The following is a 21,654-nucleotide window of genomic DNA, read 5'->3' as shown; positions in this document are numbered from 1 at the left end:
ATGAATAATGCATTATTTAGTTTTACTAATTTAGATATTAAAAAAATCATTGATACAAATTCTGTATTAATTGTAGAAGCGGATAGAAATGACTCTAATTATAAGAGGATTTCAGAAAATATTCATCGTAGTTATTATGTGTTATTCATATACGTAGAGTTGAATGTTGATAAAAATTTTCATTCAAATGACAATATGACGATTGCTGTATTAATACCTGATGATCAATTATTTCATCATATGCAAGAAATGAGCTTTGCAATAACAGACTTAGTTGTTACACTAAAGGCAGATGATAAGAGTCAATTTTATTTAGAGCAAAGAGCCGATGATTCTGTAGAAATAGATTTGGCGCTTTCAAAAATGACTATTGACCATTTTATTATATGTAATAACGAATTGAATCTATCATTAAACATGACGCAGCTTACTAATTGGTTAGAAGAAAAATATTTAATTTATGAAAAAAAATCAGTCGCTGTGTCTTTTTATACGTATAAACAAACACGCAATGCCTATGGTGAAGATTACTATGAAAAATCGATTAAGAGTTATCGATATATTTTTAAATCTGATGTTAAATAAATGCAATTTTTACCATTAATAAGGTAATAATAGGTATAAAGTGAAATGGGAGAGAAAAATGACAGCAAAAATAATGATTATTGAAGACGATGTTGATATTATTGAAGTATTGCAATTATATATGGAAAAAGAAGGATATACCGTACAAGTTGCCTCTACGATTGAAGAAGGCTGGGCTAAAATTAGTTTATTTGTGCCAGATGTGTTACTTTTAGATGTTAATTTACCAGATGGCAATGGATTTGAACTAGCTGATCGCTATCGAAATATATCCAATGGAAGTTTGATTTTTATTACTGGTTTAAATAGTGAAGGACACCGATTAGAAGGCTTTGATGTCGGTGCCGGTGATTATATTACTAAACCGTTTATACCACGTGAGGTGTTAGCACGTGTGAAAGTAAACTTACGAAGAAACGCAGGTATTGAACAGAAAAATTTCGAACAATTTGGCGATCTTACCGTTTATTATGAACAAAAAGAAATTTTTAAACAAGGAGAATTGATTCCTCTATTTATCAAAGAAAAAAAACTATTATTTTATTTATTAGAAAATAAAGGGCAGATTTTAAGTCTCGAACAAATTATTGACCATGTCTGGGGTGTGAATGGTGTAGAGGATACAAAAATCGTATCTGTCAACATTAGTACACTTAGAAGGAAATTGGAAAATAACCCATCAAAACCACAGTATATTCATACATGTAGAGGATATGGTTACCAATTTAGTTGTCAATAAATAAAAAAATCCATACTAAAAACACCCATCATTACTGTTTGAGAATACTACTTCTTCTTAAATAGTCATGAGGGGTGTTTTTTTATGTGTGAAAAGATCAACTATTGAATAATATATGGAATACTGAAAGTGAATATTGAACCGACATTTTGCGTACTTTCCACAAAAAATTGACCATTATGATTTTCAATTATTTGTTTACAAATGGCTAAGCCTATACCGGATGATTCTGTAGAGAGCGATGATGATTTAGTATAGTTAATATCAAAAATAAAAGGAATATGTTGTGGATCAATCCCATTGCCCGTATCTTTAATTATAAAGTCTATATAGGCTTCTCTTTTAATCATGGAGAAATCGATTGAGCCTTCCTTTGTATGTTTCACCGCATTTTGGATCAAATTCATTAATACTTGTTCAATTCTTTGTAAATCAATTGATAAAAGAATGTCACTATCTAGTTTCATTTCACTAGAATAGTTAAGATGTGTTTGGTTTACATCAAACAGAAGTCGACTATTCAAATCAAAAAAAAGGTTTTGTGCAGACCAAGTTTCAAAATTCACTTTTAAAGAACCAGCTTGTAATTTAGAGAGGTCAAATAAATCTTGTATCATTTGATTCATAGAGAATAATTTTTCTTTGCTTCGTACGAGATACTGATTTATTTGCTGTGGATCATGAATAATCCCGTCTAATAGTAAATCGATAAACCCAACTACTGAGGTAAGTGGTGATCGTAAATCATGTGAAATCAATTGGAATAAATTTTGGAGATTATTTTTAGAATATTCTAGTTTTTGATTGGATTCGAGTAAGTCATTATTTAATTGCATTAAAGTATCTGTTCTTTTTTCCACGATACTTTCTAAGTTAGTAACCGTATTAATTTGTGAGATTTGTGCAATTATTTGTCTAGAAATTATCGTGATAATTTGATTATAGGAAGTATTAAATGCAAAGGATGACTGTGTGTTTTCAAAGCATAAGATAGCAGTGATTTTTTTATTGTGAAGTATCGGTATATAATATGTGGAGCGAGCTGTCGAGTAAGCATGACTATTTTTTTTCTCGTCTGTGTTATTAATAATTAGGCTTTCTTGACTGTTTATAACATAGTTCAAAAGCGTATTGGACCGACGTTCAACCGGACTGTAATCCATGCAAATAAATCGCGAATTACGCTGAAGGGTAGCAGTAAAGCCTAAATTTTGATCATCATACTGATGCCAATCACAGCTTGTTGCACCGACTGTTCGCATCAACAAGGATAGTGTCTGTTTTAAAATGGCTTCGATTGTCGCTTCCTCGGAAAAAAGTTTAATCGCTTCTTCAATGATTGGTAAATTTGTTGATTCAATAACTTGTGGAGAAGGCAGCATCATATTTTCAAATAAAAAACTATAATGTTTTTTCCATTCGAGAATAATATGATGCGCTCCCCATCGCTCAAGTGCTTCAATTGCTTGCTTCATATAACTCTGAGCAGAGTCATGTGAACCGCTAGCAACACAGTAACTTGCAGCACGCTCACAACAAATGGCTTCATCTTGTAAATGCTGGTATTGTCGACTTAGTTGAATGGCTCGATCAAAATATAGCAAGGAATCACTATATTTTTTTTGGAGTCGTAACTGCTGCGCTTGTAATAATACATACATATGTTCAAAATTAGCTTGTTGCAAAGAAGCCCAAACTTTGAATTTTTTCAAATTATTATTTAAAATGATCTGTGCATCTTTTTTAGGCATAATAGTAGTTTGTTCAGCTTGTAGAAGCATGTCATATAGACTCAAGGATTGAATAAAAAGAGTGTGAGGCATGACTGGTAAAATCATTACATTATTTTCTAAATTATGACAGGCGATTAAATAAGTAGCTAATTGTTCTTGCTTTTTTAATAGATACCCCATGAGTTGTCGTAGTGAAAAATGCATATATGTGATTGTATCTTCTGTTAAATTTATCTTTTTATGGTGCCAATCAATTTCAAAATAGCAATCTTGTAAACACTCGACCCAATAAATGACCTCATTTAAATAGTTTGTCGAAAGGCTCATAGGTGTCGCTTGTAAAAATAATTGCTGTTGCTTAATCTCTTCTTTTACGACATTTAATGGAGAACCATTTAGTAACTGAATACTGACAATAAAGCTAGATGCACCAGCTAACATATGATTAATACTAAGCTCTTTAGCATATTTTTGGGACTTTCTCAAATGCTGGATATTCGTATCAAATGATTTAGTCCAATGGTTGATAAAGGAACCGATTGTCAGATGAATATTGGCACGACTTTTAATATCTTTTGTTTTTTCAACTTCTAATAACGCTAAAGAATTGAACTGAATGCCTGCCTCAAATTCATTGAATCCAGCGATTAGGATTAACGAATAATTATTCCATATAATACTGTCAACATCGGTTTTACCATATTTGAGAACAAGACGAACTGAACGTAAAATTAAAAAGGTCGCAAGTTGTTTATTAACAATAAAACCAGCAGAAACTAAATCAATCATTATTTCCAATAAGGTTGTAATGACGGAGTTACTCGCTAGAGGAAGTGCTGCTAAATCTCTTTTTTTATTTTTTGATAAGGCATACTTAGTTTTGAAATATTCCATTGCTAGCTGAGGTTTAGTTGGTTCTGATGGTACAAGTACAGATGCTAAATGTAAAGCTTGTAAACCAATGTCAATCGATTTATATACGTCATCCCGATCCAAATAGATACGTGTTTTAATAAAATAAACATGTAGTTTATAGTCTAGTTCATTTGTATTTTCTAACGCCTCATCTAAAAAAAACATCGCAGTTTCTACATCAAATAAAATACCTTCAACATAGCCACGCATCAAGTAGACCTTAAACGATATGAGTGAATCATTTTCCCAGTGGCGCGCGGGTAATAATGAAAAACACGCTATAATATATTGATAACTAAGGTTAAATAAGCCAATATATATAGCTTTTTCACTAAGCTTATAATTCCAATTACATAGGAGCGATTGTTCATCTGGAGATAAGGCTGTTTTACTTAAATTCCAGTGATAAGTAATCTTCTCAAGATGATCTAATTTTTCTAAGTTTTTTGTGTAAAAATAGTATTGACCAATTTTATAATGCCATAGAAATTGCTCTGTTTCGCAAAGTAAATTTTGTGCAGTATGTAAAACATGGTCATGAACAAATTGAAAGGAAATATCTTCAAAATCATCTATCTTAAGTTCGTATAGTGTTTCTGCATATTTAAAATTATTATTTAAAGGTATTAAGTAGCCTTCTTGAATTAATGTTTTTAGGATGACATGAACAATTGAAAAATCCATTTTTGAAACATACAATAGCTTATTTAAGCTAAATGAATGACCAAAATAAGAAATAATATTTAAAACCTTCAGGCAGTCAGGTGGTAATGATTTTATTTTTTCGGTTAGTAAGTCTAAAATATCATCTGAAAAATGTAAAGATGAAAGGTTTTTTGAGTCAAATTGCCATGTTTTTTGTGTTAACGAGTAGTTTAATACATTATTTTGAATCATTGCCAAAAAAATATTTTGTGTATGAAATGGATTACCTTTCGCCAAGCTATAAAGTTGATTGACAAGCTGTATATAGGATTCATCAGTCATATGAATGGACAATCTTACCCATGACATAATATCGCTATATGGTAGTGATTGCAATGTAATAGTCGAACCATTGGGCAACTCTTGTATAGTGCGCTGTAATTGTGAGGCATTACTATATTCATCAGGACGACAAGATAGAATAATACATATGTTACCAATATTATAATTAGAATAAAAATCAATTAAATCCTCAACAGCTAATGTAGAAGCCCAGTGTATATCATCGAAAAAAAGAATAATTGGATAGTGTTCTTTTTCGAATAATTGAAGGATTTTTGAAATGTCAGAATGAAATAAATTTTTAGTCTTTTTTGAATGAAAAGAAAAATTCTGTTTGGGTAGTTGGGCATCTAAAAACCAGGCTATTTCCGGTATATTGTCCATTAAAACAGAAGACAGTGTTAAATCAGCATGTTTAAAAAGAGACTGCCATTTCACTAGGTGCTCTGTGTCTGTATAAAGTTGTTTTAATAGCTGTCGAATACTAGAAACAAGCAGAGAATTTTCTAAGGCAAATTTTGATTTTTCAATTTTTGTTGTAATAAAATAACCATGTAAAACAGACGTATTCCACAATAGTTCACGTATGTAGGAGGATTTACCAACACCGGCTGCTCCTTCAACATAGAGTAATTGTGGATCACCATGTGAAGCTTTTGTTAGTATTTTTTGTAATTGTTTAATTTCAGTTGTTCGTCCAATCAATTGTTGATTCAAAGTAGATGTTAATCCACTATCGTTTAATGCAAGAGGAAATTTTTCCGTGTCCCTACCAACTTCAATATTCTTAAACAATTTTTCTAAATCATATTTAAGTCCTTGAGCACTTTGGTAGCGGTCATTTTTATCTTTTTTTAATAATTTGGCTATCATTGCACTTAACATATAGGGTAGATCAGGACGACTATCTGATAACGGCGGTGCTTGCTTTGTTAAAATATCAAATAATAAATCGCGTGAGTTATCTCCTTTAAATGGCATTTCACTTGTCAATATTTCGTAAAATAAGACACCTAATGAGTACAGATCTGAACGATAATCAATCACTTGATTTGTTTGTCTTGTTTGTTCTGGTGAATAATATTTTAATAATTCAGTATTTTTTGAAGGTGTTTTTATTAAATTCGTTTCATCATAAATGGATGTTAATGAATCGTAGGCAATAAAAGCACCTTGATAGTTTTTAGGATTTATCAAAATAGTTTTAGAACTGATACTTTGATAAGTTTGATGCTGCATTTCAAATCCAATGAATGCATTTACAATTGACAATGAAAACTTTTTAAATTGAGAAAGTGATAATTTATTTTGAGCAAAAATATCCAATGTTACTGCTTCGAAAAATTCATAGAGTATACAATGAGACGTTTTATATTCTTCAATAGCGAGTGGTTGTAATAACCAATTACTATCTATTGTAGAAGTGCTATTTACTTCATAGTACAATTTTTTTAAAGAAGTAATATTTGTCGAAGGACCTTTTTTCATGAATAATTTTCTTTGTCGTTTTTTGCAAAAAACAATATGAAATGACCAATCTGAATGACTGGCAAGTGTTTTTAACTGTTTGTATTGATTTGAATTCATTTGTACGAAAACCTCCTAAAATCATTATAAAAAACCCCTCATTTTTTAAGAATGAGGGGATATTATTAATCTAACTTATTTTCAGCTTTCCAATCAAGGTAATCATCGTAAGAAAGTTGTTTATCTAAAATTGAACCGTCAGGACGGATCTCAATTACACGATTTGCAACAGTTTGGATGAACTGGTGATCATGAGAAGTGAAAATCATAGCGCCTTTGAAAGCAATTAAACCTTCATTTAGTGCTTGAATTGATTCAAGATCTAAGTGGTTAGTAGGCTCGTCTAATAATAATATATTCGAGTGAGAAAGCATCATTCTTGAAAGCATACAACGTACTTTTTCGCCACCCGATAAAACAGCTGGTGATTTACGAACTTCTTCACCTGAGAACAACATACGACCTAAGAAACCACGTAGGAAAGTTTCTGTTTCATCTTCTGGAGAGAATTGACGTAACCAATCTACTAGTGTTTTTTCATCGCCTTGGAAGAATTCTTCGTTATCGATAGGGAAGTAGTTATTTGTTGTTGTTACGCCCCATTTGAAATCACCTTCGAATGTATCATCTTCACCAGCAACAATTTTAAGAAATGCTGATTTAGCTAATGGATCACCTAAAAGGATTAGTTTATCTTCTTTATTCATAGAGAAGCGCATATCTTTAAATAAGTCGTGTCCTTCAACAGTTTTAGTTAAACCATCAATTGTTAAGACGTCATTACCGATTTCGCGGTCCATTGTAAAGTTGATGAATGGATATTTACGGCTTGATGGTTTAATGTCATCAAGTTCGATTTTATCCAATGTTTTTTTCCGTGATGTGGCTTGTTTCGATTTTGAAGCGTTAGCAGAGAAACGAGCAACGAATGCTTGTAACTCTTTAATTTTTTCTTCTTTTTTCTTATTTTGGTCTGAAGCCATACGTTGTGCTAGTTGGCTAGATTCATACCAAAAGTCGTAGTTCCCCGCATAAACAGTGATTTTTGAAAAATCAAGATCAGCAATATGCGTACATACTTTGTTTAAGAAGTGACGGTCATGGGAAACAACAATTACAGTATTTTCAAAGTTGATCAAGAACTCTTCTAACCATTGAATAGCTTTCAAATCAAGATGGTTAGTAGGTTCATCTAATAAAAGTACATCTGGTTTACCGAATAGAGCTTGAGCAAGTAAGACTTTTACTTTTTCAGAACCAGTTAGTTCAGCCATAGTAGAGAAGTGCATAGAATCTGGAATACCAAGACCTTGTAACAGGATTGCAGCATCAGACTCAGCTTCCCAACCATTCATATCAGCAAATTCACCTTCAAGTTCAGCAGCACGAATACCATCTTCGTCTGTGAATGGGTCTTTCATGTAAATTTCATTTTTTTGTTTCATTACTTCGTAAAGTTCTTTATGACCCATCATAACTGTTTCTAAAACTTGGAATGCTTCATATTCGAAGTGATTCTGTTTTAGAATGGTCATGCGCTCATCAGTACCCATACTAATATTTCCTTCTTGTGGCTCAATCTCACCAGAAAGAATTTTTAAGAACGTTGATTTACCAGCACCATTTGCACCAATAAGGCCATAACAGTTACCGGGTGTAAATTTAATATTAACATCTTCAAATAGCTTACGATCGCCGTAACGAAGAGCTACATTACTTACTTGAATCATGTAAGTACCTCCTTTTTCACAATGCTTTCATTATAGCATGTAACGCTCGCCACGACTATATAAACAATTCGAGAATAGTCAAATGTTATATGTCTGACAAAAATATGAATGTCTATACTTGAGTATGTCCATGCCAGATCAACTTAATAAAAGGGGATAGACAATTAAAAATATGTAAACGATTTGATGTGGTTTTGAATGGATGTAACGTTGTAAAGGTGATAGGACGAATTCAATAGATCTTGTACAAGGAAGGGCAAGATAACGCTGAGGTATTCGTAACTAACTCTCTCAATGCTATAAGACGGGTATAACAGGCTATATCAATTACCCCAAACAAGATGAACATACATCCGAAGTTAGGGATGACTGGCGTCTTATTGGATGTGAATTATTATTGATGTGTAACAAATAACAAAAAATGAGAAGGAGCTAAGAAGCTCTTCCTCATTTTTTTGTATTATTTTTTCATCGTACCAATAGTTGCTAGGTTTTCATACATTTCGAAAGCTTTGCTCAAAATATGCGGTGTTTGTACGGCACCATTTTTCTCAACTGCTTCGTTGTAATAAGCCCATAATTGTTCACGGTAGTCTGGGTGCACACAGTTTTCAATCATTAGTGGCACACGTTCTTTTGGCGCTAGACCACGAAGATCAGCTACACCTTGCTCAGTTACGATTACGTCAACATCGTGTTCTGTATGGTCAACATGTGTTACCATTGGCACGATTGATGAGATTGAACCGCCTTTTGCATAAGATTTAGTAACGAAAATACCGATGCGAGAGTTGCGAGCAAAGTCACCAGAACCGCCTAAACCATTCATCATTTTTGTTCCTGAAACATGTGTAGAGTTTACGTTACCATAAATATCACACTCTAAAGCTGTGTTGATCGAGATAAGGCCTAAACGACGGATTACTTCAGGGTGATTAGAAATTTCTTGCGGACGTAACACTAGTTTGTCAGCATATTTATCTAAATCTGAGTAGACACGTTTGCCTAGTTCTTCAGATAAAGTAATTGATGTTGCAGAAGCAAATTTCACTTTACCTGCATCAATTAAGTTAAATACAGCATCTTGTAAAACTTCAGAGAATACTTCTAAATCTTTAAATTCTGAGTCAGCGAAACCATCTAATACAGCGTTTGCTACTGATCCAACGCCGGATTGAAGTGGCATAAGATTTTCTGTCAAACGACCAGCTTTAATTTCTGAACGGAAGAAATCAAGCAAGTGGTTTGCCATTGTTTGTGTTTCTTCATCTGGAGGAACGATTAGTGAAGGTGCATCTGGCTCTTCAGAAATAACAATTGCTTTGATTTTTGAAGGGTCAATTTTAATACCTTTTGTACCAATACGATCAGATGCTTTAGTCAGTGGAATTGCTTCGCGTTCACCTTGTTCAGCAGGCACATAAATATCGTGTAAGCCGATGATTGATTCTGGGTGAGAAATATTCAATTCAATAATGATGTTTTCAGCAACATCACAAATAATGGGGCTGTTACCCACTGAAGTTGTTGGGATTAAATAGCCATCTTCTGTAATTGCAGCAGCTTCAATAATTGCATATTTGACAGGTCCAAAAATCCCTTGACGGAACTGTTCAGCACCATGCGATAAATGCATGTCAGCGAATAGAACATCACCAGTATTGATAAGGGTACGAATACCTTTATCGCCTTGGAATGGTCCACGTTTGCGGATAACGCCAGCTTCAGCTAAATATTTATCAACCTCTGGACCTAATGACGCACCAGTATATACGTCAATTTGGAATTTTTCATTCTTAGCACGCTCAACTAATGCCATTGGTACGACTTTTGCATCACCAGCACGAGTGAATCCACTCATACCAACTACGTCACCATCTGAGATTAGTGCAGCTGCTACATCGGCAGATACTACTTTACTTGCTAATTCTTTTAATCCTAAACGATTGTTGATAGTTGCTTCCATTTGAAATGCCCCCTAATGATTATTGTTCATGTTTTAATTTGGTTTGTTGTTTGTAAGCGGTTAACTAAATAGGAACATGAAAACACTAATAGTGTGATCAAATGATTCGATCAGCTTTTTCGTATGATAGGTCAATCAATTCTGTACTATGACAGAAGAAAATGGCATCAATACACAAAATTAGATGAAATAGAATTTGGTTTCGATTTCTAACTATATTCTTACACAAAGTAGTTAAATTAATCTAGTCTTTTATTTTATTTTTTAAATATAATTTTGGATAAACGCCAAACAATGCTTTAAAATAGTATTTTTTTGATATAACGATAAGCTGAGAATAACAGGAATTATGAGCTAAATCAATTGAATTGACCTGAAAAGGTTAATTGGTGTACAGCAAAAAAATATTTATTTAAAAAATAAAGCTCCACCGAGAAAAAACCTCAAGTGGAGCAGAAAATATGTTATTTACGTTCTTTTTGTGCTTGGAATATAGCAGAAATGAAATCTAGGCCTAATTCCGATAAGTCACATCCGGATGCATTAGGGTGACCTCCACCATTATAATTTTGTGCTATTTCGGAAAGATTAACCTCAGAACCGATCGAACGAAGAGAGACTCTATTTTTTACTAATGAAATAATAAAGACGCAATCAATGTCATTTTCGAATTTTTCAGCTAAATGATTTCCAAGTTCACTGAAATAAGAATCGGTCTCTACGACACCAATATTAACAGGCGTATCATGACCTTTTAAGGTGAAATTTTCTACGATGACCATTTGTTTGGATTTCTTTTTCAAAATTTGGCGTAGTTCTTCTTTTGAGAATTGAAGATAAGCTTGGTCTTCAGCGGTGAATAATTGACCACTTTGGAAGTATTCCATACGGTCCTGTGCAAATTCATAGCGTCTACGAGCATAAAAAATCGTATTTAAATCAGCAGCTTCTTGAATAGAAAGAGCATGCCAATCCCATGTATCGTACAAGCGAACATCTTCGACGAAATGAGCAACTCTGTCCAAGATCATTCCTTTTTCTTGAAGTGTATAATCGGGTGTAATAATTACTTCTTCACCTTCATCATTGCTTGTTTTTTGGATAGGTGCTACTTCAAAACCAGCATCCAATAAGTGTTTATACATTAAAGTTGTGGCACTCATTTTAATCCCATTTTGGACGGGGACAACTTCAGCCCAATTAAATTCATTTAAAAATAGAGCGGATGCATGGTGGTCCAATAATGCAATATATCGTGCATTTGGCTCAGCGTTTACAGCAGCTATTAAGTTGGCCGTCTCGTCATTTACAGAGAGGTCCGTAATAATAATAATTTCATTATCTTGAAGTTCAGCAATTTTTTCAATAACCGCTTCATTTATTTTACGCGTCTCAACAAAGGTTGTTAAATGAGGAATACCAAAAGCATTTAAAACGATGGAAGGCCCAATTCCATCCAAATCTGTATGTGTAATTAAATGGATATTATTGTACTGTGTAAGTTTTTTGGGTAAGTTTTTTATTTTCAATATAGTTCAGCGCCTTTCTACGTGCATCGCTACTAATTATAACATTGTGGCAATGACAAGTATATAAAACCAAAGGAGTAGCGCAATGGAAATGCACATGCTGCTAGAAAATTACATGGATTATTTAGGTTCTACGTCAACTAGTGGGTGGTGTGATTTGGATATTTCATAGCACGCCACTTTTTCTATTTGTTCATTTCGGACAAATGCTTTCCGGTAGGAGTCCTCAACCTTTACTACACCAATCATTCATCCTATATGTCAACCAATTTCTTGATCCTTCCTATTCAATCACATCTGCGCTCGAAAATGAACCAAGCGTCTACAGCCAAATACAGTGCATTTTAAAACCTCTGTTTTATGATGAATACCTTCTAAAAAACTAGTTGAAAAACCCATCAAATAGTATAGAACCATTATTTACTCGATAAAACCCCCATAATCGCTTGGCGATTGTGGGGGTCTCTATTGGAATTACATTATTTTATTAATTTCATAATCGTCTTTTTATGTTTGTTTTTAAGAAGGATAAGCCCTTTATTTGGAGCGAAATAAGAATAATTACCACTATTTTTGACAATTACTACATTTTTAAAAGTTCCAGCCGTCGTTTTGACAGTAGATTTTGTACTAATAATACGTGATTTATTGCCATAACTACCGGACCAAGTTGCATTTTTTCTCGTAGGATATTTCACAGCTAATGACAAATAGCCATTTTCTATATCGCCCATATATAAACCGCGTGTTGTATCAAATTCTACCACGCCTTTTTGATCTGGTTCGGAGTGATACAGCCAAAAGTTTTGTACAGCTTTGTTAGGGGCATAAACTTTCGTAAATGACGCATTAAACTTGTTATTGAATCGTGAGCCGTTGTTATAAGGTAATTCGTAGTGATACTTTTTACTAATATCTCGTGCTAACGGAGCATTATTGGCAGGTGTCGCCTTACTTAAATGAGCCGTTTTAATATAAGCATATCCAAAAATATATCTAATTTTAGTAAAACTACCAGATTTTTTTGACGTAATGACGACTGCGCTATTTTTTGGTAATTTTTGAAGTTTTGCTGATTTTATTGAAGGTTTTGAATAAATATACACAGAGCTTGTATTTTTCACTGTTCTAAAATCTTTTAAAGAAGTCGTTTTATACGATGGAGTTGTCACGGATTTCACTAAATGAGCGTTTGCATTTGCTGTAGTAGGCGTTGTACCAATTGATGCAATACCTAATGTTAATGTTGCTGAAAGTGCGATGATTGTTGGTCGTTTATTTTTCATCATTAAGCCCTCCTCTTTCAAGCGAGCTACTGTAAAAAGAGACACCCATAAAGCTATGTAAGCATAGAATTTATTAGCGCTATATGGATGCAAGTAACATAGCTTGTTAATACATTACCAAAATAACATACTCTTAAACGTATTTTAATAGATAAATGATAATTTGATTCAAATATCATGTGTATTGAAATAAATATATAAAAAAAGAAGGCATTTCAAATGATGTTTAATTCAATGGACCTATGAATTACACTATGCATAGCTGTATAGAAAAAAGCTAGAGTTAGACACCTAAGAAAAATAAGACAATTGGAATACTAAAAATACTAATAGCAGTTGTGATAAATGTTGTGAATGATACGAGATCCGGCTTCGTATTAAATTGTAAGGCCAACATCGTTGTATTTGCAGCAGCAGGCATAGCCGCTTGTAAAATCAAAACAGATTTGACGATAGTAGGTAAGGGCATGAAAAATAAAATGGCCGCGGCTAGGAGAGGTGAAATAATCATACGGATGCTAGTTGTAGTAGCCATCGCCGTATAATTAACCTTTTTACGAGAAATGACTGCTAGCTGCATGCCAAGAATTAACATGACAACCGGAATGGAGGCATCGGCAATTAAATCCACACCATTTAAAATAGATTCATGCAATGGGATATGAATAAGTTGCATGGCAAGACCAATCACCGCACCCCATAGAACCGGCATCGTATAAACTTTTGATAAAGATGTTTTTAATGATGGTTTATCATCACTCCCCATAGAAGCGAAGAAAATACCGAGTGTATTCATTAGTAAAGAATGCAATACCATAATAATAACGGCGATGTGAAAACCTTCTTGACCAAAAGCAAAAAGAGCTACTGGCGCACCGTAATTACCGCTATTCATGAAAACAGCCCCTAGCATCATAGCAGAAGATTCTGAGCGATCGGCATGAATCAGCTTTGTCGTCAGCCATGTAACGATAAATAGCATGAAGCAGAGTAAAACAGCGAATAATATAATATACATATAGTCAGGTGTCAGAGGTGTCGTATAAAAAGTACGGAATGCTAAAACGGGGGACATGACGTAAAGTGTTAAAGTGGAAATATTTTTAATATCAAAATGGAGAGCCTTCTGACCTATGAACCCTGTTAAAAATACTAAAATTACCGGTAAAATAATGAGAAATAAGGACATTTTTACATCTTCTTTCATATAGTAAATAGGTTTAATTGTGTTTTACAATAGTTAAATAGGGGAAATAATGGAAAAAGGCGAATATGAACCTTTCAAAGTCATATTCGTCTTCCATAGAGTGTGAAATTATTGCCAATTAGTTGAGATAAACTCTTTACGCCCTGATTGTTCAAGGTCTTCTTTATAGTGCTGCGGATTTTTTTTATAAAAATCTTGATGATCGTCTTCAGCAGGGAAAAATGTCATCGCTTTAACGATTGGTGTAATGATCGGTTTTTTGAAACGGTTTGATTGAATTAATTGTTCCTTTGATTTTTCAGCAAGTGATTTTTGTTCTTCATTATGATAAAAAATCATTGCGCGATAGTTTGAACCTCTGTCTTGAAATTGACCTTCATCATCTGTTGGATCTACTTGTGGCCAGTAAATTTCTAATAGTTGCTCATATGAGAAGAGGGTGTCGTCAAAGGTGATTTGTACAGCTTCTGTATGACCTGTTGTTCCTGTTTTTACTTGCTCATATGTCGCTGTTTTTTGTGAACCGCCCATATAACCCGAAACAATCCCTACAATTCCTGGGTAATCGGTGAATGGTTTGACCATACACCAAAAACAACCACCAGCAAAGGTGGCTTGTGATAATGATTTAGTTGACATATGCGATTCCTCCTAGAAATTGAATGCTTTAAAGTTTTAGTGAAATAATTATTTCACTAAAAAATTATGTATCTGATATAATTATAAACAAATAATGTTAGTCTTGAAAGGAGAATTTGCATGACCCAAAAAAGAAAAGGTCGAAAAAAAAGAAAGCTCAGAAAAGGTCGTGTATTCCTATTAATGATCCTTGTCTGTATTTTAGCAGCAGGAGGGTATGCATATACGCAGTATAAATCAGGTTTGAATATGGCAGAGGCGGATTCACCTGCCAAGGCTACAATGAAATTTGATGGTGACCCTAATTCTAAAGCGACGATAGAGAATATTCTATTAGTAGGTGTAGATTCACGTGGGGAGAAAAAATCACGTTCTGATACGATGATGTTAGTGTCATGGAATAAAGATACGAATGATGTAAAAATGGTATCTTTTATGCGTGATATTTATGCTGAAATCCCAGGTTATAATAGCTATAAATTAAATACAGCTTATTATTTGGGTGGAGCGGATTTATTGAAAGCAACACTGAAGCAAATGTTTGATTTAGAAATCAATCATGTAGCGGTTGTGGATTTTAAAAACTTTGAAAATGTCGTGGATGTAGCAGCACCGAATGGTGTTGAAGTAACTGTACCACATGATATGTCTAAGAATATCGGTGTATCCTTAAAAAAAGGGACCCAGCGTTTGAATGGGAAAGAATTATTAGGCTTTTCGCGCTTCCGCTATGATGAAAAAGGCGATTTTGGCCGTGTAGAACGTCAACAGCAAGCATTAGAAGCATTAAAGCAAGAAGTTTTGAAACCAGGCAATGTTAAAAATTATCCTAAATTATTAGGTGCAATCCAAGGATATGTGCAATCGGATATTACGAAAGACAGTCAGCTGAAAATGCTATTGGGCGCTGTAAAAGGCGGCGGTGTAAATATTGAAAAACTCACAATTCCAGTGAAGGATGGTTATACATTTGCTCGTTATCCAAATGTAGGTTCAGTCATTGAAATAGACAGAGAAAAAAACGTGCAAGCTTTAAATACTTTCCTGACGTTTAAATAACGAAAAAGGTGTATACTTGAAACAAAAGTCATATGTTAGGTGAATTGGGGGATTGTGTATGGAGCCTGAAAAGAAAAGTTTTTTTAACACAAAATTTATAAGATTTCTTGGTGGCAAAAACTTATTGTTCGGTTTGGTCACATTATTATTAGTAGGGATCACGTTGATGATTTTTGATAAGGTATCATTTATTTTTAAACCAATATTTGTCTTTATACACACAATTGTATTGCCGGTTATACTTGCGGTAATTGGTTTTTATTTATTAAGACCTGTATTAAAGCTTTTAATGAAATTAAAGATACCTAAAATATGGGGAATCGCACTAATTTACTTAGCGGTAATTGGTTTAATTACATTACTTGTTACATTAGTTGTACCCTTTTTAAAAGAACAATTTACTAATCTTATCTCAGAATTTCCACAGTTTTTCTCACAGTTTGTGGAGGTTATTCAAAATTTTGTTGCAGATTCCCGATTTACGTCTACTCTAGATAAATACAATATTAACCTAGATGAAACCGTAACACAGGTTGGCACTGACTTGACGAATTATGTTAAAGAGGCAGCAAGTAATCTAGGAACGGGCTTAGCTTCTGGTATTACAGGATTTGTGTCTACTTTAGCGGGGATTGTATTAGCGTTAGTTACCGCGCCATTTATCTTGTTTTATCTCTTAAAAGATGGAGAGAAATTACCGAAGGCATTCGTTAAACTTTTCCCACCACGCATGCGCCCAGATACAACTCATTTATTGAAAACAGCTGATAGTCAAATAAGCAGCTATATTCAAGGACAAATTATTGTCGCGTTTTGTATCGGTGTTATGGTGACGATTGGTTTCCTTATTATTGGTCTTGATTATGCAGTACCTCTTGGTTTTCTTGCGATGATTACATCGGTTGTACCGTATTTAGGACCATTAATTGCTATTACACCGGCAGCTATTATAGCCGTTGTCACTGCTCCTGTTATGTTATTAAAATTAGCTGTTGTTTGGACAGTCGTCCAATTAATTGATGGTAAATTTATTTCACCTCAAGTAATGGGGAAATCGTTACATGTCCATCCGATCACGATTATTTTTGTCCTATTAACAGCAGGCTCCCTTTTTGGTGTCCCTGGAGTCGTTCTAGGCATTCCATCATATGCCGTTTTAAAAGTGCTCGTTACGCATCTGTGGAATTTATATAAAAAGCGATATAATAAATTTCAAGATGAAGATGATATGCACTATGATGTCGAACTATTAAAAAGTGAAGAAGAAGAATTAAAAAAAAATAAGCAATAACATTATAAAAAATGCATAAATAAAAAAGCACGCAGTGAATGATACTATGGTATAAGCTATAGTGGTGTTCATTTGCGTGTATTTTTTATGCGTTAAAACGTATATTTACTCTAATTATTAGAAAATAGTAAAAATAAATAAAAATACATTTGACATTATAAATATACATTTATATAATATTCCTATCAAACAAAAGAGGTGAGCGTATGAAGGTCGGTATTATTGGCGCAACAGGCTATGGTGGATTGGAGCTTATTCGGCTGCTTCATAGTCATCAAGAAGTACAAACAATTCAATTATTTACTTCATCAGAAGAAGGCGTAAGCTTATCGACAAAATATCCACATCTGACGAAGCTTTACGATGCACCGCTTGAAAAAATTACAAAGCAAGCAATCGAACAATTGAGTATTGTCTTTTTGGGAACACCATCTGGCGTATCGGGTCAACTTATTCCAAATATTTATAATGAAAATACAATTTTCATTGATTTGTCCGGCGATTTGAGATTGAAAAATAGCGCAGATTACGAAAAATGGTATGGCAAAAAAACGGCTCCAGAAGATTTGCTAGCAAAGAGTGTATATGGTTTATGTAGTTGGAATAATGATGCAATTCGCAGTGCAAAATTAATTGCCAATCCAGGATGTTATCCAACGGCAGTACTTTTATCATTATTGCCATTGCTAAAAACAAATTTAATCAGTCATGAAGGATTGATTATAGACGCTAAAAGTGGTGTTTCTGGTTCAGGGAATAAACCAAGCCAACTAACACATTATGCAGAAACAACAGATGCGACGACTGTTTATAAAATTAATAAACATCAACATATTCCAGAAATTGAGCAAGCTATAAAATCATGTACTGGCACAGTTGAGCCTATTACATTTACAACACATTTAGTTCCTATGGTTCGTGGCATTATTACAACTAGCTATGCGAAATTATCACCTGGTGTGACAGCAGCAGATCTACATAAAGCATTTACGGATACCTATAGTGACGATCCTTTTATTCGTTTTATGCCAGATGTAGCTACTTTAAGTACGAAGCAAGTGAAAGGGACAAATTTTTGTGATATTACATTTAATGTAGATGATCGAACAAATCGTGTAACGATTGTTGCAGTAATTGACAATTTAGTTAAAGGTGCAGCAGGACAAGCCATTCAAAATATGAATTTAATAATGGGCTTCAATGAAAAAGCCGGCTTACAGGCCGTACCATTATTTATTTAATCCTAAAGGAGAAATAATATGACACAGTTAATCGAATCAGCGAAAAGATTAGTAAGCGAAAGTATAATTGCACCAAAAGGATTTAGCGCAGCAGGTTTCCACTGTGGTTTAAAGCATAAGAAAAAAGATATTGGCATGATATTTAGTGAAGTTCCAGCAAGCGTTGCAGGTGTCTTTACGACAAATGCGATTAAAGCTGCGCCACTTGTCCTAACAAAAAATACGGTTTATGCGAATGAAAAAATGCAAGCCATTATTATTAATTCTGGGAATGCGAATGCTTGTACGGGTGAACAAGGTATTAAAGATGCGAAGCAAATGCAAGTTCTTGCGGCAGCTAAATTAGGAATAGATGAAAATCTAGTAGGTGTTGCCTCTACGGGTGTAATTGGAGAACGTATGAAAATGGATAAAGTTGAAGCTGGTATTGCAGCATTACAACTTGGCGGAAAATTAGAAAATGCAATCGATTTTGCACAATCGATTTTAACGACAGATACAGTAATGAAAAATACTGCATATAGTTTAGAAATTGATGGTAAGGAAGTTATTATTGCAGGTGTTGCAAAGGGTTCAGGTATGATTGAGCCAAATATGGCAACGATGCTTGGTTTTATTACAACAGATGCCAATATTGAGCAATCAACATTACAATCATTGCTAAAAGAAACGACAGATATTACCTTCAATGCCATTACAGTTGATGGAGATACATCGACGAACGATACAGTATTAGTATTAGCAAATGGTTTAGCCAATAATCAAACATTGGATGAACAACATCCCCAGTGGTCTACATTCGTTGAAATTTTCCAGCTGGTATCACGTGATCTAGCAAAACTGATTGCCAAAGATGGCGAGGGCGCTACAAAACTTATCGAAGTGACGGTAGAAGGTGGGGCAACAGATGCAGAAGCACTTAAAATTGCAAAAACGGTTGTTGGTTCACCACTTGTAAAAACAGCCGTTTTCGGTTGTGATGCAAACTGGGGTCGTGTCATTTGTGCAATTGGTTATAGTGGTTGTTCAATCGACCCAACAAATATCCAAATATCAATCGGTCAAACGATGGTTGTTGATAAAGGTGAGCCATTACAGTTTGATGAAGCAGTATTGACAGCGTATTTGAAAAATCATGAAGTGAAAATATATGCTAATCTTTTCCAAGGCGATGGATATGGCCAAGCATGGGGATGTGACTTGACGTATGATTATGTTCAAATCAACGCAACGTACAGATCATAAGAAAAAGGTCGTTATTAAACTTGGTGGCAGCATGCTTGGTGGTTTAAATAAGGCGTTTTTTAAAGAGCTACAGCAATTACAAGGTAGTTGTGCTATTACAATCGTTCACGGAGGGGGGCCTGCTATAAATAAGGCATTGGCAAAAGCAGCCATTCCGACTACGAAAATCAATGGTCTGCGTGTTACGACAGATGCAGCTATTGGTATTGTAGCAGAAACATTGATTGGTCAAGTGAATCCAATGTTAGTTGGCGAATTAAATGAAGCAGGTTTTATGGCCATCGGTTTAAATGGTCAAGATGCCAATCTGTTGCATTGTCATTACTTAGATAAAGCAATTTATGGACATGTTGGTGAAGTGGATGAGGTTAATGCGACAGTGATTGAACAACTTCAGACTATAGGTATTATCCCTGTAGTTAGTTGCATCGGTACGACATCAACACGACAATTAATCAATATTAATGGTGATACTGCGGCAAGTGCATTAGCATTAGCATTGCAAGCAGAGGAACTGCTATTTGTCACTGATATAGAGGGGATCCAAATCAATAATGAAGTAATAGAAAAAACGACAGAGCAACAAATAAATAACTGGATTACTTCAGGGGATATATATGGTGGAATGATTCCTAAAGTGTTGGCAGCAGTAGGCTGCGTTGCTGCAGGTGTTCCAAACGTCAAAATAGTGGGACATCAATTAACAGGCACCACAATTCACAGAGAGAAGGTTACTTTATCATGACAGCATTATTTCAAAATTACGGTAGACGTCCTATTAATTTAGTGGAAGGTCAAGGTGTATATGCTTGGGATTCAACAGGTAAAAAATATGTTGATTTTACAAGTGGAATTGCGGTTCTAGCTTTAGGTCATTGCCATCCAATACTCGTAAATGCATTAAAGGAGCAGAGTGAAAAATTATGGCATGTTTCGAATTTATATGCCAGTCCTCAGCAGGATCGACTGGCAGCAGATTTAGTTCAAGATACACATCTATCATATGGGTTCTTTTGTAATTCAGGTACCGAAGCAAATGAAGCCGCTATTAAATTAGCGCGTAAACATACAAAAAAACATAAGATGATTACTTTCGTTAATTCTTTCCACGGCCGAACTTTTGCAGCAATGAGCGCGACAGGTCAAGAAAAAGTACATAGTGGTTTCGGGCCAATTGTTGAAACATTTGAATATGTTGAATTTAATAATATTGTTGCTTTACAACAAGCTGTAGACGATGAAACAGCCGCTATTATGCTGGAAGTTATTCAAGGTGAAGGGGGAGTGAACACTGTAACACCAGCTTTTGCAGAAGCAATACAAAAAATTTGTGATGATACAGGCATTTTATTGATTGTTGATGAAGTTCAAACAGGAATCGGTCGAACCGGTAGTAAATTTGCTTACGAACAAACTGTATTAAAACCTAATATTGTAACATTAGCAAAAGGTTTAGGCGGTGGTTTTCCAATCGGTGCTATGCTTGGAACAGCGGATCTTTTTGATAGTTTTGGACCAGGAACGCATGGGTCAACGTTTGGTGGTAATCCTCAAGCAGTTGCAGTTGCACAAGCGATTTCAGATACAGTATTAACTGCTGATTTTCTTGGTAATGTACAAGCTTCGTCTCAATATTTTAAAGAGCAACTAACGATGCATTTCCCGCAATATGAAGTGCGGGGTATGGGCTTATTACTAGGATTAGCATTAGATAAACCAATTCCAGAAATAGTAGCAGCTTGTGAAGAAATTGGTTTATTAGTTGTCGGGGCAGGTGCGACAACCTTACGCCTACTTCCACCTCTTAATGTAACCAATGCTGAAATAGATGAAGCAATTGCATTGCTAAAAAGTGTTTTATTATAAATAATAATGACTGTGAATTAATGTGTTCAGAGAATCACAATTCACGACAGAAATAAACCTCTTAAACAGTGTGGACATAGGCGAGGCGGAACAGGGACCAAGTCGCTTA

At 34.4% G+C, this 21,654-nt stretch carries 15 protein-coding genes; 8 read left to right on the top strand and 7 right to left on the bottom strand.

Features of this window, described 5'->3' with window-relative positions; translation table 11 throughout:
• Window positions 1-585, top strand: a complete 585-nt coding sequence (locus tag DEX24_RS13125; protein ID WP_109306870.1) for a hypothetical protein — start codon at window positions 1-3, stop codon at window positions 583-585.
• 58 nt (window positions 586-643) lie between these two features.
• Window positions 644-1,324 carry a response regulator transcription factor gene (locus DEX24_RS13120; protein WP_109306869.1) on the top strand — a complete coding sequence of 227 codons (681 nt, stop codon included), beginning with the start codon at window positions 644-646 and terminating at the stop codon, window positions 1,322-1,324.
• Window positions 1,325-1,425: 101 nt separating this feature from the next.
• On the opposite strand, the gene DEX24_RS13115 is transcribed toward DEX24_RS13120, so the two are convergent.
• From DEX24_RS13115 to msrA, 7 genes are all read right to left on the bottom strand, one after another.
• Window positions 1,426-6,546 (bottom strand): sensor histidine kinase, encoded by a 5,121-nt coding sequence (locus tag DEX24_RS13115; RefSeq protein ID WP_109306868.1) that lies wholly within the window; start codon window positions 6,544-6,546, stop codon window positions 1,426-1,428.
• A 65-nt stretch (window positions 6,547-6,611) separates the two neighbouring features.
• On the bottom strand, window positions 6,612-8,216 hold the full coding sequence (locus tag DEX24_RS13110) for an ABC-F family ATP-binding cassette domain-containing protein (protein WP_109306867.1): 1,605 nt from the start codon (window positions 8,214-8,216) through the stop codon (window positions 6,612-6,614).
• Window positions 8,217-8,676: 460 nt separating this feature from the next.
• A complete protein-coding gene (gene scpC, locus DEX24_RS13105; protein ID WP_109306866.1) occupies window positions 8,677-10,182 on the bottom strand; it encodes a succinyl-CoA:acetate CoA-transferase ScpC in 1,506 nt (501 codons plus the stop codon).
• Between the two features lie 464 nt (window positions 10,183-10,646).
• The gene (locus tag DEX24_RS13100) at window positions 10,647-11,711 is read right to left on the bottom strand and encodes a DHH family phosphoesterase (RefSeq protein ID WP_109306865.1); all 1,065 of its coding nucleotides are present in this window, start codon (window positions 11,709-11,711) and stop codon (window positions 10,647-10,649) included.
• A gap of 479 nt (window positions 11,712-12,190) precedes the next feature.
• On the bottom strand, window positions 12,191-12,997 hold the full coding sequence (locus DEX24_RS13095; RefSeq protein ID WP_109306864.1) for an SH3 domain-containing protein: 807 nt from the start codon (window positions 12,995-12,997) through the stop codon (window positions 12,191-12,193).
• 283 nt (window positions 12,998-13,280) lie between these two features.
• Window positions 13,281-14,186, bottom strand: coding sequence for an AEC family transporter (locus DEX24_RS13090; RefSeq protein ID WP_109306863.1), 906 nt, complete (start codon window positions 14,184-14,186; stop codon window positions 13,281-13,283).
• A gap of 126 nt (window positions 14,187-14,312) precedes the next feature.
• On the bottom strand, window positions 14,313-14,843 hold the full coding sequence (msrA, locus tag DEX24_RS13085; RefSeq protein ID WP_109306862.1) for a peptide-methionine (S)-S-oxide reductase MsrA: 531 nt from the start codon (window positions 14,841-14,843) through the stop codon (window positions 14,313-14,315).
• A 120-nt stretch (window positions 14,844-14,963) separates the two neighbouring features.
• Between msrA and DEX24_RS13080 the strand changes: the two genes are divergently transcribed.
• From DEX24_RS13080 to argD, 6 genes are all read left to right on the top strand, one after another.
• On the top strand, window positions 14,964-15,902 hold the full coding sequence (locus tag DEX24_RS13080; protein WP_109306861.1) for an LCP family protein: 939 nt from the start codon (window positions 14,964-14,966) through the stop codon (window positions 15,900-15,902).
• 58 nt (window positions 15,903-15,960) lie between these two features.
• Complete coding sequence (locus DEX24_RS13075; RefSeq protein ID WP_109306860.1) at window positions 15,961-17,193, top strand: AI-2E family transporter; 1,233 nt, start codon at window positions 15,961-15,963, stop codon at window positions 17,191-17,193.
• A gap of 206 nt (window positions 17,194-17,399) precedes the next feature.
• Window positions 17,400-18,434 carry an N-acetyl-gamma-glutamyl-phosphate reductase gene (gene argC, locus DEX24_RS13070; RefSeq protein ID WP_109306859.1) on the top strand — a complete coding sequence of 345 codons (1,035 nt, stop codon included), beginning with the start codon at window positions 17,400-17,402 and terminating at the stop codon, window positions 18,432-18,434.
• 18 nt (window positions 18,435-18,452) lie between these two features.
• Entirely contained in the window at window positions 18,453-19,679 is a 1,227-nt protein-coding gene (argJ, locus tag DEX24_RS13065; protein ID WP_109306858.1) for a bifunctional ornithine acetyltransferase/N-acetylglutamate synthase, read from the top strand.
• On the top strand, window positions 19,642-20,424 hold the full coding sequence (argB, locus tag DEX24_RS13060; RefSeq protein WP_109306857.1) for an acetylglutamate kinase: 783 nt from the start codon (window positions 19,642-19,644) through the stop codon (window positions 20,422-20,424). The genes argJ and argB overlap by 38 nt, the downstream gene beginning before the upstream one ends.
• Entirely contained in the window at window positions 20,421-21,545 is a 1,125-nt protein-coding gene (argD, locus tag DEX24_RS13055; RefSeq protein ID WP_109306856.1) for an acetylornithine transaminase, read from the top strand. The genes argB and argD overlap by 4 nt, the downstream gene beginning before the upstream one ends.
• Window positions 21,546-21,654 lie beyond the last annotated feature (109 nt).

This window comes from Kurthia sibirica (assembly GCF_003143975.1).
Lineage (GTDB): Bacteria > Bacillota > Bacilli > Bacillales_A > Planococcaceae > Kurthia > Kurthia sibirica.
The sequence above is the reverse complement of the archived record's forward strand: the minus strand, read 5'-3'. Positions and strand labels throughout refer to the sequence as shown.

Coding starts and splice junctions, on each gene's coding strand:
- argJ (WP_109306858.1), top strand. CDS start 18,453: ATGACACAGTTAATCGAATCAGCGAAAAGATTAGTAAGCGAAAGTATA.
- DEX24_RS13075 (WP_109306860.1), top strand. CDS start 15,961: ATGGAGCCTGAAAAGAAAAGTTTTTTTAACACAAAATTTATAAGATTT.
- DEX24_RS13110 (WP_109306867.1), bottom strand. CDS start 8,216: ATGATTCAAGTAAGTAATGTAGCTCTTCGTTACGGCGATCGTAAGCTA.
- DEX24_RS13080 (WP_109306861.1), top strand. CDS start 14,964: ATGACCCAAAAAAGAAAAGGTCGAAAAAAAAGAAAGCTCAGAAAAGGT.
- DEX24_RS13120 (WP_109306869.1), top strand. CDS start 644: ATGACAGCAAAAATAATGATTATTGAAGACGATGTTGATATTATTGAA.
- DEX24_RS13125 (WP_109306870.1), top strand. CDS start 1: ATGAATAATGCATTATTTAGTTTTACTAATTTAGATATTAAAAAAATC.
- DEX24_RS13090 (WP_109306863.1), bottom strand. CDS start 14,186: ATGTCCTTATTTCTCATTATTTTACCGGTAATTTTAGTATTTTTAACA.
- argB (WP_109306857.1), top strand. CDS start 19,642: ATGATTATGTTCAAATCAACGCAACGTACAGATCATAAGAAAAAGGTC.
- msrA (WP_109306862.1), bottom strand. CDS start 14,843: ATGTCAACTAAATCATTATCACAAGCCACCTTTGCTGGTGGTTGTTTT.
- DEX24_RS13115 (WP_109306868.1), bottom strand. CDS start 6,546: ATGAATTCAAATCAATACAAACAGTTAAAAACACTTGCCAGTCATTCA.
- argD (WP_109306856.1), top strand. CDS start 20,421: ATGACAGCATTATTTCAAAATTACGGTAGACGTCCTATTAATTTAGTG.
- scpC (WP_109306866.1), bottom strand. CDS start 10,182: ATGGAAGCAACTATCAACAATCGTTTAGGATTAAAAGAATTAGCAAGT.
- argC (WP_109306859.1), top strand. CDS start 17,400: ATGAAGGTCGGTATTATTGGCGCAACAGGCTATGGTGGATTGGAGCTT.
- DEX24_RS13095 (WP_109306864.1), bottom strand. CDS start 12,997: ATGAAAAATAAACGACCAACAATCATCGCACTTTCAGCAACATTAACA.